The sequence below is a fragment of the Stenotrophomonas humi genome (assembly GCF_001431415.1).
GTDB lineage: Bacteria > Pseudomonadota > Gammaproteobacteria > Xanthomonadales > Xanthomonadaceae > Stenotrophomonas > Stenotrophomonas humi.
Genome location: NZ_LDJI01000025.1, coordinates 169,285 through 186,458 on the forward strand (window position 1 = coordinate 169,285; position 17,174 = coordinate 186,458).

Here is a 17,174-nt window from a genome sequence, read left to right on the forward strand (position 1 = left end):
GAAGTGGTTACGACTGTCATGGTCTCTCTCCCGTGACAAATTGGCTGAGTGACCCCGCATAGGGCGAGGACAAAGATCAGGTCGTCATGCTGCCGACTTCGTGTTGCCACCAATCCCTTGATCAAAGTGCAAGTCGACAGGTGATACGTCCCTCACATGCAGTCTGTTTGCTGGCACCCGCGAAGGTCTTGTGATTCTTGACGGAATCGCATGCAGATATCTGCACAAATGCATTCGGCTTGATGATGAATGCACGGTGGCTTTTCAATGCGCCGAAGTATTGCTGCGCGGAAAGCTGCAAAAACCCCGTTGAGAAATGTCGAATTGCTGCTACGGTCTGTCGCATTGCGGCGCGCATGCAGAAGGAGGTTTGTGTGTTTTCCTCTTTCAAACACGTCGCAATCCGCACAACCAGCAGTTCAACGACGGAGCTTCCGATGATCCGACGCACGACGCTTTGCCTGGCAATGACACTCGCCTGCCTCTTCACTGCCGAACCTGTCGCGGCGCAACCCGGCGTGCACGAAGCGGACGCAAAACTGGCTGACGTCCGCTTCGGCGATGGCAGTTCACTGGCCGAAGTACGCATCCACTACCGCACGTTGGGAACACCACAGCGCGATGCCCTGGGACGCATCAGCAATGCCGTGATGCTGCTGCACGGCACCGGAGGCAGCGGCGCACAGTTCCTGCAGGCACGCTTCGCCGACGAGCTGTTTGGCCCGGGACAGCCGCTGGATGCCACGCGCTACTACCTCATCCTGCCCGACAACATCGGCCACGGCGGCTCATCGAAACCCAGCGACGGCCTGCGCGCACGCTTCCCGCGCTACGACTACGGCGACATGGTCAACCTGCAGCATCGCCTGCTGACCGAAGCACTCGATGTGCAGACGCTGCGCTTGATGCTGGGTACGTCGATGGGTTGTATGCACATCTTCCAATGGGCGGAAGACCGGCCGACATTCGCCCAGGCGTTGATGCCACTGGCGTGCCAGCCCACGCAGATAGGCGACCGCAACCGGGTGTGGCGCAAGGCCGCGATGGAGGCCATCACCGAAGATCCGGCATGGAACAAGGGCGACTATCGCACGCAGCCGATGGCAGGCCTGCGTACCGCGTCATCGCTCTCCGTACTGGCGGGCCTGGCCCCGATGAACCTGCATGCCACCCATCCCGGCCGCGATGCGGCCGATGCGTGGTGGAAGGAGCGCTTCGCGGCGGATGTCGGCAGCCGCGACGCCAACGATTGGCTGTATCAGCTGGACGCATCACGCAACTACGATCCTTCCGCCAGGCTGGATCGGATCCGCGCACCGATGACATGGGTCAATTCGGCCGATGATTTCATCAATCCGCCGGAGTTGGGTATCGCCGAAAAGTGGCTGCCGGCGATGCCGCATGTCCGCTACGTGTTGATCCCCGCATCCACGCAGACGCGTGGACATGGCACACATACTTCGGCAGTGTTCTGGAAGCAGGAGCTGGTGGATCTGCTTACGCGTAGCGAGTGAGACAGCGGGCCGACGTCTTGCATTGCGCGCATGTGAGTGAGTGACGGGCAAGTACGCAGGGACGTAGCGCTCACGGCACCCTGCACGGACCACTGGCTGCCTGCCTGAGCAGGCAGCCAGTGGCCTGTCATCACTCTTCGGCAGCAGTGCGTGCAGCCGCCTTGCGCTCTGCCACGAACGTCCTGACCTCCGATTCCAATACCGGCAGTGGTACCGAGCCCAGGTTGAGGATGGTGTCGTGGAACGGACGTTGGTCGAACTTCGGCCCCAGCTCGCGTTCGGCTTCGCTGCGCAGGTCACGCATGGTCTTGTAACCGAGGTAGTACGCGGTCGCCTGGCCCGGCCAGGCGATGTAGCGGTCGATCTCGGTGACGATGTCGTGGTGGGCCAACGCGGTGTTGGCGGCGAGGTAATCGATGGCCTGCTGGCGTGTCCAACCATATTCGTGCAGACCGGTGTCGATCACCAGTCGCGCGGCGCGCCACATCTCGAAGGTCAGCCGCCCGAAATCGTCGTAAGGCGTCTCATAGATGCCCATCAGCGTACCAAGCCATTCGGTGTACAGGCCCCAACCTTCACCGTAACCGGAGAAGTAGGTCTGCTGACGGAAATCCGGTCGCGCCGGCGCTTCCAATGCCAGGGCAGCCTGGAAGCTGTGGCCCGGTGCGCACTCATGCACCACCAGCGCCGGCAGGTTGTACAGCGGCCGCGAAGGCAGATCGTAGGTGTTGAACAGGCACGAATCCAGGCCGCCACGGCCCGAGGTGTAGATCGGTGCTACTTCGTCCGGCACCGGCAGGATGGTGAAGCGATAGCGCGGCAACGTTCCAACAACGTTCTTGAGTTCGCCATCGACTTTCTTGGAAATCCAGGCGGTATACGACAACAGTTCTTTCGGCGTCTTTGCGTAGAACTGCGGATCGGTGCGCAGGAACTGCAGGAACTCCGGGAAGCTGCCCTTGAAGCCGGACCTGGCCATCACTTCACGCATTTCCGCATTGATGCGCGCCACCTCGGCCAGGCCGATGTCATGCACCTGCTTTGCGGTCATGTCGCGGGTGACGAACTCGCGGATCTGGGTCTTGTAGAACGCGCGGCCATTGGGCAGATCGCTGGCGCCGGTGGTGGTGCGTGCACGCACCAGGTACTGCCCGCGCATGAAGGTGAGCAGGTTGGCGTAGGCCGGCACCACGTTTTCCAGCACCGCCTTGCGCCCCTCCTCGCGCAACTGACTGCGGACCGGCTCCGGAATCGAGCTGGGAATGCGGTCGAAGGTGGCCAGGTAGGGATTCTCGGCGTCGGTCTTCGTGTAGGGCACGATGGTGTTGTCACGGCCCTCCACCGACGAGCGGGGAACGCTCCATCCACGCGACAGGCCTGCGTCCATGTTGGCGATGTTCTCGCCGAAGTAGCGCGGAATGTCGTTGAGACGGCCAATGAAGCGACGCCAGTCGGCTTCACTCTGGTACGGCTGACGCGGGTTGAGCCCGGCCCAGAAGAAGGTATCGCTGTTGAACGGCGCCTCGTAGGTCTTCCACACCGCGTCGTTATGCAGTCCTTCCACGGTGGTGCGGAATACCGCCTCGTTGATCTTCTCTTCGCGTGACAGCTGCGCTGCGGGGATCGCATCGAGCTGCTTGAGTACGTCCGCCCAGTACTCACCACGGCGCTGCCAGGTCTGTGCGGTCACCGACGGCATGTGCGCGGCGGATTGCCAGCGGCCATCGATCTTCTCGCGCGCGAATTCCTTCTGCCGCCAGTCCCACTCGGTGTTGTACAGCTCACGCAGCTTTGCTTCGGTGGCATTGGCTGGCGGTGCGAGCGCCTGCTTCTGCTCCTGCGGCTGGGCCATGGCGGCGGGCGACATCGCCAGCCCCAAGGAAAGGGAGAGCGACAGGGCCAGGATGGAGAGCTTCTGGCGGGTAGGACGTGCGACAGACATGGTGAACCTCCGGCGGTTGCAGTACCTATTTGGCGTGAGTGCCCGTCATCGTGTTCCAGGCCGGCGTCTGCCGGTCCTGGAGATGGCGGACGAAGAAATCGAATTGACGGCGGTGTGCGTAGTCGATCGGCCCGGTGGAACGTCCGACGGTGTGTTCACCGCCCGGGATGTTGAGCAGGTCGAAATCCTTTCCTGCGCGGACCAGCGCATCGACCACCTGCATGGTCGAGGCCGGGTCCACATTGCTGTCCTGTTCGCCGACGATCAGCAGCAGGTCACCCTGCAGGCGATGGGCGTTGTCCACGCCCGACGCACGGGCGTAACTCTCGTCGACCGGCCAGCCCATCCACTGTTCATTCCAGCTGATCTTGTCCATGCGGTTGTCGTAGCAACCGTTCCACGCCACGCCGGCCCGATAGAACTCGGGATGGAACAACAGCGCGCCCAGCGTGCTCTGCCCGCCTGCGGACGCGCCATAGATACCGACGCGGGAAATGTCATAGGACGGATCACGCGCGGCCTGCGCACGGTGCCAGGCGATGCGATCGGGGAAGCCGGAATCGCCCAGGTTCTTCCATGCCACGTCATGGAACGCCTTGGAGCGATTGGAAGTGCCCATGCCGTCGATCTGCACGACGATGAAACCCAGATCGGCCAACGCCTGCATGCCGATCACCTTGTCGCCGCCGCTGTGATACCCGAAGGGCCAGAAGCCCTTGGGCACGAACGCATCATGCGGGCCGGCGTAGATGTTCTCGACCACCGGATAGCGCTTGGCCGGGTCGTAGTCACGTGGCCGCACGATCAGCCCCCAGATGTCGGTCCGGCCATCGCGCCCCTTGGCCACGAAACTCTCCGGCGCGCGCCAACCCGCTGCACGCAGCGCATCGATGTTGCCCTGCTCCAGTTGCTGCACCAGGCTGCCATCGGCACGGCGCAGTTCCATCACCGGCGGCATGTCCACCCGCGAATACACATCCACGTAGGACTGCCCGTCCGGCGACGGCGAGACATCGTGATCCGCATCGGCATGGGTCAAACGCACCGGCTCGCCACCATCCAGACTCACCCGGAACACCTGCCGGAAATACGGATCACGCCCCGCATCCATGCCGCTGGCACTGAACCAGACCTGGCGACGCGCCTCGTCGACCTTCAGGATGTCGCGTACCACCCAGTCGCCGCGGGTGAGCTGACGCAGCAGCTTGCCGGTGGTGCCGTCGTACAGATAAAGATGGCGCCAACCATCACGTTCGGACAGCCACAGCAGCTGCCGACCATCATCAATCTCGTGCCGGTACGGGCGCCAGGCATCAACAAATGTACGGCTGTCTTCGCCGGCAACCACGCGCGCCTGCGCGTCCCTGCTAGACACTTCGATCAGCCGCACGCGTTGATGTCCGCGTTGCACGTAGTCAAAGGCGAAGCCGCGTCCATCGGCGCGCCAGCGCAGCGACGATAGCTGGTAAGGATTGGCGAACAGCGCGTCATCGACCCGCGTTACCCGGCCACTGGCCACGTCCGCCAGGAACGGTTGTTCGATATCCACTGCATCGCCCGGCTTGGGATACAGCTGCAACTGCACGCGTGGCTGTCCGCCGCCCGCCGGTGCGGTTTCCACCCGCGTGACCAGCCGCGCATCGCCGGGCTTGACCCGATAGAAGGCCAAGCGCTGTGAGTCCGGCGACCAGGCAATGCTTTCCGCGTCGTAGAAGTCGGCCGGTTGGCCATCACGAGTCAGCGGCCGCACGCTGCCGTCGGCCACGCGCCGCAGCACCAGGTCATGTTCCTGCGCGAAGGCTTCCCATTGTCCGTCTGGGGAACGACGCGGTGTGTTGTCCGCCGCTACCCGCAGGTCGCGCACCACACCGAAGCCGCGCGGCCGTTCGAGCTGGGCGGCAACGTCCTCGCAGCGGTACGCCTGCAGATCGCAGCGCAGCTGCTTTCCTGCGGCCTGCAGACGGGCGTATGGCACACCCGCCACCACTTCGTGGGCATAGTCATCAAACGGCAGGCGCAGGGCCTGCTGCGGTGTCCCTGTGGCGATGACGAGGGCATCGGCCAGGCGCTGATGATCGAACGCGGCGGTGCTGCTGCCGTTGATCGCATCAAACCGCTGGAAGCGGAAGCCACCGGCCACGGTCTTGCGGTAGTGGAAGCTGCCGTCGTCATGCCAGCGCGCCGGCCAGGCAACGTCGCGGGTAAGCCCGATCCATTGCTCCCTCAAGCCCAGCGAACGGTCCATATCGGCTGCCAACGGCGCGGCCCCGGCAGTGGCGGAGAGGATGAGGGCGGCAATGGCGACAAGCGTTCTCAACGGTGGCTCCAGATTCTTCAATGGCATCAATGCCGATCGTCGCCGGTGGATGAACCGGCGACGGTCGGTGGATCAGTCTTCGCTTTCGTCCTCACCGAGGTTCAGCTCATGCGCGTGCAGGCCGCTGCGTGCAGCCCACTCGTAGATGCCGAGCGCGATCACCGCGACGACCAACGAATCCCATGGATGGGTGATGGCACCGATGCCACCGAAGGTACCCAGCCACGACACCGTCATGACCAGCACGTAGAAGACGATCAGCCACAGCGAGCACTGCACCTGCCGCAGCAGGCGTTGGCGACCTTCGGCCGAGGGCAGTTTGTAGATCACGTAGGCGGCGAACATCACCACCTGCAGGCCGAGCAGCCACGACAACACCTGCCAGCGCGACCAGTAGACGATCAACGCCGCCACGATGAAGGACACCGGGCCGAGCACTGCGAACGCGCGCACCTTGAACGGACGCGCCATGCCCGGTGCGCTGCGACGCAACGCGGCAACCGTCACCGGCGCCACCGCGTAACTCAGCACCAACGCCGCCGAGACCACGCCGATGAGCTTCTCCCACGACGGGAATGGCAGCGTCCAGAACAGCGACAGACCGAAGCTGGCCCACAGCGCGCGGCGCGGAATGCCCGACTTGGCATCGATCTTGGTCAGCGATTTGAGGAAGCCACCGCTGCGGGCCCAGCCATAGATCACGCGCGGCGTGGCGTTCATGTAGATGTTGCCGGTACCGCTGGGCGACACCACCGCATCGGCCACCACCAGGAACGCCAGCCAGCCCAGGCCCAACGCCAGGGCGATGTCGCGATACGGCAGCGAATACAGCTTGTCGATGCCTGCCCAGCCATTGGCCAGCTGCTCGGTGGGGATCGCGCCCAGGAAGGACACCTGCAGCAGCACGTAGATCACCGTGGACAGCGCGATGGAAAGAATCAACGCGATCGGAATGGTCCGTTGCGGGTTGCGCACCTCACTGGCCACCGACACGATCGGGGTCAGGCCGAGATAGGCAAAGATGATGCCGCCGGTGGAGATGGCCAGCTGCACGCCGGCCGAGCCGTTGGGTGCGAATCCCTGCACGTGCATGTTGGCGCTGTTGAAGTGCGTCAGCAGCAGGACGATCACCAGCAACGGCACCATGAACTTGAAGATGCTCACGATGTTGTTGGCGATGGCGAAGCTTTTCACGCTGAAGTAGTTGAGCAGGAAGTACAGCACCAGCAGCACGAACTGCACGACCCAGCCGAGCAGACTGGGATCGCTGCTGCCGGGCACGTTGAGACTGGGGAACCAGGCCGCCGCGTACTGCCGGCTCGCCACCGCTTCAATCGCGATCAGGCTGGAGAAGGCGATCAACGTGATGAAGCCGGTCAACGAACCCAGCAGCGGCCCGTGCGAGAACTCCGGGTAGCGCACCACCCCGCCCGCGCGAGGCAACGCCGCGCCCAGCTCGCAATAGACCAGGCCCAACAGGAACACGGCAAATCCACCGAACACCCAGGACAGGATGCCGGCCGGCCCGGCCATGGCCGAGACGTGGCTGGCGGCAAACAGCCAACCGGAACCGAATATCGAACCGAGCCCGATGAAGGTGAGATCGGTCAGGGTGAGACTCTTCTTGAACTTGCCTTGTGAAGCCATGGATCACCTGCTGGTAATTAAGACTCGTCGGCGAAGCGGGGGGACTTCGTGCGGGGTACTACCTCGGTTACTGCGGCGGCTGTGGTTGGTGGTTGTGGTGCTGTTGCTCTGGTACTGGTTTTGGGTGTTGCTGTTGCTGTTGCTCTGGTTTTGGCTGTTGCTGTGGGCTTATCCCTTCTCCCACCTGCGGGAGAAGGTGCCCGCAGGGCGGATGAGGGAAGACCCGCAGGGTGCTCTTGCCATTTGCTTCCTGCCTTGTGTCCTGTTCGGAGAGCAGTCGCAGACTTCAGTTCTGCTGCTTCGTCCTTCCCCTCACCCCAACCCCTCTCCCGCACGCGGGAGAGGGGGCTTCACGCACTACTTGCTTCTGCGAACGGCACATCAATCGCCACCGATGGCGGCGTGAACCACTGCGCGCCGTCCTCGGTGACATGGAAATGATCTTCAAGACGCACGCCGAAACGCCCGGGCACCACGATCATCGGCTCGTTGCTGGCGCACATGCCCGGCTTCAACGCAATGCGATTGCCACGCACGATGTAAGGCGCTTCATGGATGGCCAGCCCGCAGCCATGACCGGTGCGATGTGGCAGGCCCGGCAACCGGTAGTCGGGGCCCAGCCCTGCCGCTTCCAGCACGCGACGCGCGGCCGCATCCACGTCTTCACACGCCACGCCAGGACGAACCGCATCGAATGCCGCCTGCTGCGCGGCCTTCTCCAGCTCCCAGATGCGGCGCTGGTCGGCATCCGCCTCGCCGTAGATCCAGGTGCGGGTGATGTCGGAGTGGTAACCCTGCACGGTGCAGCCGGTGTCGATCAGCACCAGCTCGCCTTCGCGCAGGTGCTGCACGCCGGGGATGCCATGCGGGAACGCGGTGGCATGGCCGAACTGCGCGATGCAGAACGTCGAACCATTGTCCGCACCCAGCGCACGGTGTGCTTCATCGATGAAGCGGATCAGCACATCGGTACCGATGCCCTCATGCGCGATGCCTGCCGCCAGACGCTGCACGAACAGCGTCATGTCACAGGCCTGCTGCATCAGCGCCAGTTCCGCCGGTGACTTGCACATGCGGCAGCCATCGATGATGGCGGTGGCATCGGTGATGCACGCGCGATCCAGATGCCGGGCCAGCCCGGTATGGATCACGAAAGCTGCACCCGGGTCCAACGCCAGCGCGCTGGCACCACGTTCCCGCAGCTCCTGTGCCACCAGCGCGTATGGATCCTCGTGCTCTTCCCACAGACGCTTGCTCACCGGAATGCGCAGCACCGCATCCAGCGAACCTTCCTCGAACACCGGGCAGAGCATCACCGGATCACCGTCACGGGTGATCAGCAAGGCCACCAGGCGCTCGGTGGCGCCCCACGGCACACCAGCGAAGTAACGCAGTGAAGTGCCGGCATTGACCAGCATTGCGTCCACGCCCTGCGCCTGCATCAATGCACGCGCATGCTCGATGCGCTGTTGATGCTCGTCGGCGGAGATCGGCGCCGCCTGTGCCTGCCAGCGCCGGAGCTGCGAACGCGCCTCGTCCAGCGTCAGATGGCCGATCTGCGCACTCATTCCGCACCACCCACATCGGCGGTGGTCCACTGCCCGTCGACTTGTCGCCAGACACGCAGCGGATTGGCATCACGCAATACCGTTGGCAACAGCGCGTCCGGCACGTTGTCGTAGCTGTGCAGGCCGGCAAAGCGGCGGATCGAACCGGGCATGCCCACCGAGGTGAAACCCGGATGGCTGGTGGCTGGGTACGGCCCGCCGTGATTCTGCGCCGGGCTGACCGCAACACCGGTAGGCATGCGATCCATGATCAGGCGGCCCACGCGCGGACGCAGCAACGGCATCAGCGCCGACACGGTGGCATCGTCGCTGCCATCGGCGGCGCGATACAGCGTGGCGGTGAGGTTGCCCTCGAACGCACGGGCGATGGCCTGCGCCTGCGCCGGGCTGCTGCTGCGCACCACCAGACTGACCGGACCGAAGGCCTCGGCCTGCAACGCCGGCGGGTCCTGCAGGAAGCGATCACCATCGACCTCGAGCAGCTGCGGCTGTACCCAGCTGCCATCACGTTGCGGCTCCGGCTTGCCGGCACAACGCGATGCACCGGCATCAAGCAACGACTGGATCGCGGCGTTGAGATGCTGCTTGCCGTCGGCGGAGAACAGCACCAGCGGCGATGCACCATCAAAACGCCTGCAGGCCTCGGCCATGAACTGGTCGCCGGCGTCATTGCGCGGCACCACCAGCAGGCCGGGATTGGTACAGAACTGGCCGCTGCCCATCGTGCAGGACGCGAAGAACTCCTGCGCCAGCGCGCTGCCACGTTCGGCCAACGCGCCGTCGAGCAGGAACACCGGGTTGATGCTGGACATCTCGGCGTAGAACGGCACGCCGGCCTTGTCCGCCATGGCCTTCAGCGCGAGCCCACCGGCACGGCCACCGGTGAAACCCACCCCGCCAATGGCTGGATTGCCAACCAGAAGTTCGCTGGCCGACGGTTCGATTCGATACAACATCTGGATCGCCGCAGCCGGCAACCCGGCAGCGAGCAGCGCCTTGTGCGCGATGCGACCCAGCATCAGGCTGGTGCCCGGATGCAGCGGATGCACTTTGGCGATCACCGGTGCACGTGCGGCGATGGCCGAGGCGAAATCGCTGCCGGCAATGGCATTGAAGGCAAACGGGAAATTATTCGGGCCAAACACGACCACCGGCTTGGCCAGCGGTCCGAACATCGCGCGCAGTCCGGTCGCGGTATCGATCACCGGGTGCGCCCAGCTCCACTGCCACACCGCACGCGCGGCCTGGCGCAGCTGGCCGGTGGTGCGCGGCAGTTCGACATCACGTAGACGCGGGGTCATTGGCAGACCGGTTTCGCGATGCGCGATCTCCACCAGAGCATCGGCTTCGGCCTCGATGCCATCGGCATAGGCGTCGAGGAAACCGGCAATGCGTGCGGGATCGGCGGAGGCCATTGCTTCCGCCGCCCCGATCGCCGCAGCCAGTGCCTGCTCCACTTCGCGACGTGAACTGACCGGATACAGATCCCCGATCGGTTGCCCCGTGGACGGATCGTGCGCTTCCAGTGAACCCACCGGGTCCACCGCGTCGCGCCAAACACCGGCAACAAGAACTGGCTGCAGCTTGCTCATGATTACAACTCCGGACGGGACTTGATGGCGTCTTCGATGACCTTCAGCGCCGCGTCGCGTTCAGCACCTTCAACCACCAGGCGCGGTGCGCGGACGCGCTCATCACCCCAGTCGACGCACTGCTGGGTCAGTTTGATCAGCTGCACGAACTTGGGCACGGTATCCAGCCGCAGCAACGGCAGGAACCAGCTGTATAGATCCTTCACGGCGTCGTATCCGCCATCGCGCGCGCGTTCGAACAACGCCACCGACTCGTGCGGGAACGCATTGACCTGGCCGGCGATCCAACCGGTGACGCCCATCGCAAGGCCTTCGACGATGGCATCGTCGATGCCGGTCATCAGCACCAGGCGGTCGCCGATCAGGGCCTGGATATCGGCCAGGCGGCGGATGTCGCCGGAAGATTCCTTGATCGCTTCGATCTGCGGCAGGTCGTTGGCCAGTTCGGCGATCTGAGCGGCGGTGAAGTCGGTCTTGTAGGCGATGGGATTGTTGTACAGCAGGATCGGCAGCTTGGTTGCCGTGGCGATGGCACGGAAGTGCGCGCTCATCTCCTTCCAATCCGTCGAATAGGCATACGGCGGCAACACCATCAGGCCACGGGCGCCTTCGGCTTCGCAGGCCTTGGCCAGGCGCACGGCTTCATCGGTGGACAGCGAGCCGATACCCGGGATGACCGGTGCGGTGTCGCCCAGCGCCTTGACCAGCGTGCGGACGATGGCGACCTTTTCGTCGAACGAAAGCGTCGCGCTTTCGCCCAGCGATCCCAGCGGCACCACGCCGATGCAGCCGGCCTCGATCTGCCACTTGGCATGCTTGGCGAGGAATGCGTGATCGACTTCGCCATCGGCGGCGAACGGCGTGGTGAGTGCAGGAATGACGCCCTGCCACATGCTCTTGCTCATTTCATGACTCCTGAGGATGAATCCGTTGGCGTGGTGGTGTGCAGCGCTGCCAGCACGTTCAACGGAACGGGAAAAACGGGAGGGCGCAGGCCCGGGCGGGGGAGATCGGCGATTTCGGCGAGGGCCGGGCCGCAGATGCGCCCCTGGCACGGCCCCATGCCGCATCGCGTCTTCAACTTGATCTGGCGGGCGTCATGCATGCCTGCCAGATCGGAGAAACGTACGTCTTCGCAGCGGCACACCAGGGTGTCCGCATCGGCCAGCTGGCGGACCGCATCGCCGAGTGCGAAGTGCGTGCGCAGCAACGCGGCGAAATGGCGCGCGCGTTGGCGGCGATGGAAGTGTTGTCGTGCGGCCTCCGGCGCATTGGCCGCGACCAGGCCGGCGATGGTGCCTTCCACCGTGGCGCAGTCCACGCCACCGATGCCGCAGGTTTCGCCTGCGGCAAATACGTCGGCAACGCTGCTGCGCTGGTACTCGTCCACCGCGATGGCGTGATGCCTGCCTTCTGCGCGCAGCCCGCACGACAGCAGCTGGCCCAGTTCGATGTTCGGTACCAGGCCGAAGCCGCAGGCGAGCTGGTCGCAGTCGATGGTTTCCCGGTGCGCACCACGCTGCAGCTCGACGGCCTGCACGCGCTCGTCGCCGAAGACGCGCAGCACATGGCTGTCGCAGTGATAGGCCACCCCGGCCAGGGCCGTGCGCAGCTGCACCGCCTGCAACACCTTGGCCGGCCAGCGCCACAGCGCAGTGGCGAACGCATGCACCTGCTGGCGCGTGGCCTGCTCGTGGATGCCGAGCACCTCGGCGCCATGCCGCTTCAACGTATGCGCCGTGGCCAGCAGCAAGGGACCGGAGCCCGCCACCAACACGCGCCTGCCGCGCATCGGCGCGCCCTGTTTGGCCAACGCCTGTGCCCCACCGGCGCCGGTGACGCCGGGCAAGGTCCAGCCAGGGAACGGCAGCAGCAGTTCGCGTGCACCGGTCGCCAGCACCAATGCGCCGTAGCCGAGCGTGGTTGCGCCGCTGTCGCCGTTGAGCAGCAACTGCTTGCCACTGGCCGCGACGACTTCGTGCCGCGACAGCAATGTCACACCCGCGACGTTGACCTTGTCGCGCAATACCAGCGCGGGCGCAGGCGCGCCGAGCCGCACATCGTTGCGCCAGATCTGGCCACCGGCCACCGGCTGCGCATCCACGATCACCACGCGTGCGCCCTGTGACGCCGCTGCGACCGCTGCCGACAGGCCCGCCGGGCCGGCGCCGATGACGGCGACATCGCAATTCAAAATGCGCTCAGCCATGAGTCCGCACCTCCATGGCATCGGCCACCGGCAGCAGACAGGTGCGTTCCTGTGCGACGCCGTTGACGGTGGCGCGGCATTCAAAGCACACGCCCATGCCGCACAGCGGTGCGCGGCGCATGCCGGTACACGAGGTGCGGGTGGTACCGCCCACGTGTGCGATCGCCGCCGCCACGCTGGTGCCGGCAATCACCTCGATCTGCATGTCATCGATGCGCAGCTGCACCATCACCGGCCTCATGCCCATACCAGCGCCCTCGCCGGGTCGTACGGTGTGGGATCGATCGCGGGCGTGTTGCCGTCCAGCAGATCCAGCAGCAATTGCGCGGTGCCGGTGGAGGTGGCCACGCCCAGCCCTTCGTGCCCGGTGGCGACCCAGATGCCACGCCAGCCCGGCATGGCACCGATGTAGGGACGACCATCGACGGTGCAGGGACGTTGGCCTGTCCAGACGCGGATGGCTTTCAGCGGCGCCAGTGCCGGCACGTAGCGGAACGTGCGTTCGAGCATCCGCTGCAACACGGCAGGATTGATCCCACCCTCCCGTTGCCCGTGCTCGCGCGAGGAGCCCAGCAGCAGCTGCCCTGTGGGCCGCGGCTGCACGTTGAAGGCGACGCTGACGTCAGCATTACCGTGCGCGCTGTCGGCATAACCCAGTTCCAGCACCTGGTGCTTGAGCAGGCCGGGATAGCGATCGGTGATGACCAGATGGCCACGCCGCTGATGCATCGGCAGCTCGGGCAGCAACGTGGTGCTGGCGTTGCCGGCAGCCACCACGACCGTTCCCGACAACAGACTGCCGTCGTCCAGTTCGACACCATCGGCGCGCAACCGGACCACCCGCCGGCCCAGGAACAGGCTCGCCCCCCCGGCAACGGCGCGCTGCACCAGCCAATCGCAGATGCGCGGCGGGTAGATCACGGCTTCGTCCGGTACCAGCATGCCGCCGAGCAGGTCGTCCGCCAGCGCCGGCTCCAGCTGCCGCAGGCCCACCGCATCCAGTGCTTCGGTGCGGATGCCGGCCTGCGCCAGACGCTCGCGCTTGGCCGGAACCGCCTGCATCTCCTGCTCCGTTGCGGCCACCCACAACGTGCCGCAGCGGCTGAATTCGGCTTCGGCGATGTCCTTGTAACGCTCCCACAACGCCAACGAGTAGCGGCTCAAAGCCAGCTCGGCGGGATCGTCGTCCATCGTCACCAGGTGCCCCATCGACGCGGCGGTGACACCGCCGCCGACCACGTCGGGCTCGATGATGGCGACCTTGCGGCCACCCTCGGTCGCAAGGTGCGCGCATTGCGCACCAATGATTCCGGCACCGACGACGATGAGGTCGAACTGGCGCATGTCAGGGACGCACCCCGCCGATGCCCCACGCCAATGGATCACTTTCCTCGATCAGGATCTGCGCGGTACCGGTGATCCACGCCTGGCCGATGATGGTGGGCATGACGCCGCGCTCGCCCTTGCGGTAGCTGCCTTCAAAGGCGCTGCCAAGGATGCCCTGCTGTATCCAGCGCTCGCCTTCGCCCAGTTCATTGTCGGCGGCCAGGCAGGCGATCTTGGCACTGGTGCCGGTACCGCAGGGCGAACGGTCATACGCGCCACCCGGGCACATCACGAAGTTGCGTGCGCCCGAGCCATCCGGCGCATCGCCACTGATTTCAACGTGGTCGATGACACCGCCGTTCTCGCCGCGGATGCCGTTCGCCTCAAGCGCCTGCTGTACCGCGATGGTGTAGTTGCTCAGCGCATTCCGATGCGCGATGTCCAGCGGTGCAGGCGTCTGCTTGGTGATGAAGAACCAGTTGCCGCCCCAGGCGATGTCACCCTTGATCTTGCCGATGTCGGGCACATCCACTTCGGCATTGGCAATGAAGCGGTAGCTCTCGACGTTGTCGATGGAGACCTTGCCATCGGCATGCAGGGTGACGCCGACCACGCCAACCGGCGTTTCGATCAGGTGTTCACCCGGTTGGATGCGGCCCACATGTGCCAGGGTCCGGGTCAGGCCGATGGTGCCGTGCCCGCACATGCCCAGATAGCCGACATTGTTGAAGAAGATCACGCCCGCACAGCAGCGCGGATCGGTGGGTTCCAGCAGCAGCGCGCCGACCATCGTGTCCGAGCCGCGCGGCTCGCAGGCGATGGCACTGCGCCAATGGTCGTAGCTGTCGCGGAAGGTTTCGCGGCGTTGCGCAAGGCTTCCCTGGCCCAGGTCCGGGAAGCCCGACATGACGACTCGCGTGGGTTCGCCCGCAGTGTGTGAGTCAATGACGTGGATGGTCTTCATGGGGCCCATCTTCGTCCTCACCAGCGAATACACGCTAGGACAGACTCCCCAACGCGAATGCGGAAATATGCATAATCGGGAACACCGGTCACCAACCGGGACGCTTTATTCCTGCACCAGTCACCGTTTCCTTTACGAAGGTCTACGACGCAATGCAGCACAACCTGAAACCTGCCCCGATCGATGTGCAGCTCTCACTCGATGAACTGCAGGACATGTTCGACGCCATTCCCGACGTGGTGTTCTTCATCAAGGACCGCCAGTGCCGATACACGCACGTCAACAACACCCTGGTGAAACGGCTGGGGGTGAAGAGCCGTGACGAGCTGGTCGGCAAGACCGCGTTGCAGGTGTTCCCCGAGCGGCTGGGGAGCTCGTACATGTCACAGGACAAACGCGTGCTGGAAGGCGAATTGATCGAGAACCAGCTCGAACTCCATCTCTATGCCAACCGCACCGCCGGCTGGTGCCTGACCATCAAGCGCCCGCTCACCGGTGGCAAGGGCATCGGCGGGTTGATCGGCATCTCCCGCGACCTGGGCCGGCCGGACAATCGCCATTCCTCCTTCATCCGCCTGCAGCGCGCCTTGGAGCACATGCAGGCCAACTACGGGCTGCCGTTGCGGGTACAGGCACTGGCCGATATCGCGGGCGTGTCGGTGGCACAGCTGGAGCGGCTGTTCAAACGGGTGTTCCAGCTCAGCCCGCAGCAGCTGCTGACCAAGCTGCGCATCGAGGAAGCGATGCGGCTGCTGCAGACCGAAATGAACATCGCCGAGATCGGGCAATCGTGCGGGTTCTCCGACCAGAGCGCGTTCTCGCGGCAGTTCAAGGCGACCGTGGGCATCACGCCGCGGGACTACCGGGCGATGATGCGGTAAGGCTTTCTTCGAAGCTTGAGAGCTGCCCTCTCCCCTGCCCCTCTCCCGTGAACGGGAGAGGGGACAGCAGACAAGGCGGTGCCTGACACTCTCCCTTCTCCCACATGTGGAACGACAACTCGGCAGGACTGCCGAGTTGCACGGCGAAGCCGCCAACGGGGAGGCACAGGGATGTGCCGAATGCAGGTGCCCGAAGGGCGGATGAGGGCCAGCTCCGGCTTTCGCCTGTCATCATTCATGGGCAGGCTGGGAAGGCGTGACCTAAACTCTTCAGCCTACGACCCAAGGGGAATCACGATGCGCATCGGCCTGGCCGCCAACCGCCTGCACCACGAGAACACCGACGCCGCGTTGTTCCGCTGGCTGGGTGCCTGCGAAGGTGGCATCCGCGAACTGGGCGTGGAGCTGCATGCGGTGGGCCGCACCTTTGATGCCATCGCCGCTGCCGGCCCGCTGGCCGGCTACCCTGCCCTCAAGCGCTACCCCAATGGCCGCGAAGGTGGCTTGATGAAGCTGGTAGCCGAGGTGGTCGGCATGGGTACGCCGGAACGCACGCTGGACGGCGCCATCTACTTCATCGATCCAGTCGATCCGTCGTCCATCTTCCCCGAAGCCATCGCGCTCAAGCGCCAGTGCGTGATCCACGGCAAGCCCTTCATCTCGACCGTGGCCACCGCACGCGACTGGATCGAGATGGAGCGCATCCATGCCGGCCTGGCACCGGACACCGGTGCTGATGATCTCAATGACTTTGGCAGGCAGACGCTGGCATTGATCGCGCACGATGCACGCAAGCCGCAGATGCTGGACTTCGCCGCCGAACACTTCGAAGTGTTGTCGCAGTTCGCGCAGCGCATTGGTACCGGGACCACCGGCCAGGGATTGAACGAGATGGCGTGGAGCCGGGGCTGGCCGCGCGAGCAGGAGTGGATCCAACGCTTCCAGAGCGGCCCGCTCGGTGGCGATGCGCAGATTGCCGATCGCGTGCTGGAACATCGTTGCCAGCGTGCGATCTTCTTTGAGGACCCGCATGTGGCGCGCCAGCATGAGGCCGACATCCAGCTGCTGGAGCGCGCGGTGACCACCGTCACCGATGAAGCGGTCTGCATCACCGCGCCGAATATCGCGGCGCGCTGGGCGCAGGCGGTGGTGCTGCGTCAGTCGCGACGCTGACCGTCCCCCTCCCCTTCGCGGCGCGAAAGGGAGGGGTGAGT

14 protein-coding genes are annotated in these 17,174 nt (G+C 64.8%); 3 read left to right on the forward strand and 11 right to left on the reverse strand.

Features of this window, described 5'->3' with window-relative positions:
- Positions 1 to 121: 121 nt before the first annotated feature.
- A complete protein-coding gene (locus ABB26_RS19050) occupies positions 122 to 451 on the reverse strand; it encodes a hypothetical protein (RefSeq protein ID WP_152982673.1) in 330 nt (109 codons plus the stop codon).
- Between ABB26_RS19050 and ABB26_RS13295 the strand changes: the two genes are divergently transcribed.
- The gene (locus ABB26_RS13295) at positions 438 to 1,514 is read left to right on the forward strand and encodes an alpha/beta fold hydrolase (RefSeq protein WP_057634912.1); all 1,077 of its coding nucleotides are present in this window, start codon (positions 438 to 440) and stop codon (positions 1,512 to 1,514) included. The genes ABB26_RS19050 and ABB26_RS13295 overlap by 14 nt on opposite strands.
- Positions 1,515 to 1,644: 130 nt before the next feature.
- On the opposite strand, the gene ABB26_RS13300 is transcribed toward ABB26_RS13295, so the two are convergent.
- From ABB26_RS13300 to ABB26_RS13345, 10 genes are all read right to left on the reverse strand, one after another.
- Positions 1,645 to 3,417: a DUF885 domain-containing protein gene (locus ABB26_RS13300; RefSeq protein WP_425477262.1), complete on the reverse strand. Its 1,773-nt coding sequence runs from the start codon at positions 3,415 to 3,417 to the stop codon at positions 1,645 to 1,647.
- Between the two features lie 64 nt (positions 3,418 to 3,481).
- A complete protein-coding gene (locus ABB26_RS13305; RefSeq protein ID WP_057634915.1) occupies positions 3,482 to 5,800 on the reverse strand; it encodes a S9 family peptidase in 2,319 nt (772 codons plus the stop codon).
- A 45-nt stretch (positions 5,801 to 5,845) separates the two neighbouring features.
- Entirely contained in the window at positions 5,846 to 7,420 is a 1,575-nt protein-coding gene (locus ABB26_RS13310) for an APC family permease (RefSeq protein WP_057634917.1), read from the reverse strand.
- Positions 7,421 to 7,770: 350 nt separating this feature from the next.
- Entirely contained in the window at positions 7,771 to 8,988 is a 1,218-nt protein-coding gene (locus tag ABB26_RS13315; RefSeq protein ID WP_057634919.1) for a M24 family metallopeptidase, read from the reverse strand.
- Positions 8,985 to 10,580, reverse strand: coding sequence for an aldehyde dehydrogenase family protein (locus ABB26_RS13320; protein WP_057634920.1), 1,596 nt, complete (start codon positions 10,578 to 10,580; stop codon positions 8,985 to 8,987). Before ABB26_RS13320 ends, ABB26_RS13315 begins: the two co-directional genes overlap by 4 nt.
- A gap of 2 nt (positions 10,581 to 10,582) precedes the next feature.
- Positions 10,583 to 11,485 (reverse strand): dihydrodipicolinate synthase family protein, encoded by a 903-nt coding sequence (locus ABB26_RS13325; RefSeq protein WP_057634922.1) that lies wholly within the window; start codon positions 11,483 to 11,485, stop codon positions 10,583 to 10,585.
- Positions 11,482 to 12,789 (reverse strand): NAD(P)/FAD-dependent oxidoreductase, encoded by a 1,308-nt coding sequence (locus tag ABB26_RS13330; protein ID WP_083490830.1) that lies wholly within the window; start codon positions 12,787 to 12,789, stop codon positions 11,482 to 11,484. The genes ABB26_RS13325 and ABB26_RS13330 overlap by 4 nt, the downstream gene beginning before the upstream one ends.
- Positions 12,782 to 13,030: a (2Fe-2S)-binding protein gene (locus ABB26_RS13335; protein ID WP_245626222.1), complete on the reverse strand. Its 249-nt coding sequence runs from the start codon at positions 13,028 to 13,030 to the stop codon at positions 12,782 to 12,784. Before ABB26_RS13335 ends, ABB26_RS13330 begins: the two co-directional genes overlap by 8 nt.
- The gene (locus ABB26_RS13340; protein ID WP_057634925.1) at positions 13,027 to 14,133 is read right to left on the reverse strand and encodes an NAD(P)/FAD-dependent oxidoreductase; all 1,107 of its coding nucleotides are present in this window, start codon (positions 14,131 to 14,133) and stop codon (positions 13,027 to 13,029) included. Before ABB26_RS13340 ends, ABB26_RS13335 begins: the two co-directional genes overlap by 4 nt.
- 1 nt (position 14,134) lies before the next feature.
- The gene (locus tag ABB26_RS13345; RefSeq protein WP_057634927.1) at positions 14,135 to 15,079 is read right to left on the reverse strand and encodes a proline racemase family protein; all 945 of its coding nucleotides are present in this window, start codon (positions 15,077 to 15,079) and stop codon (positions 14,135 to 14,137) included.
- 152 nt (positions 15,080 to 15,231) lie between these two features.
- On the opposite strand from ABB26_RS13345, the gene ABB26_RS13350 reads away from it, so the two are divergent.
- Together ABB26_RS13350 and ABB26_RS13355 are read left to right on the forward strand one after the other, a co-directional pair.
- Positions 15,232 to 15,960 (forward strand): AraC family transcriptional regulator, encoded by a 729-nt coding sequence (locus ABB26_RS13350; RefSeq protein WP_152982674.1) that lies wholly within the window; start codon positions 15,232 to 15,234, stop codon positions 15,958 to 15,960.
- A 297-nt stretch (positions 15,961 to 16,257) separates the two neighbouring features.
- A complete protein-coding gene (locus ABB26_RS13355) occupies positions 16,258 to 17,133 on the forward strand; it encodes a methylglyoxal synthase (RefSeq protein WP_057634929.1) in 876 nt (291 codons plus the stop codon).
- Positions 17,134 to 17,174: the final 41 nt, after the last annotated feature.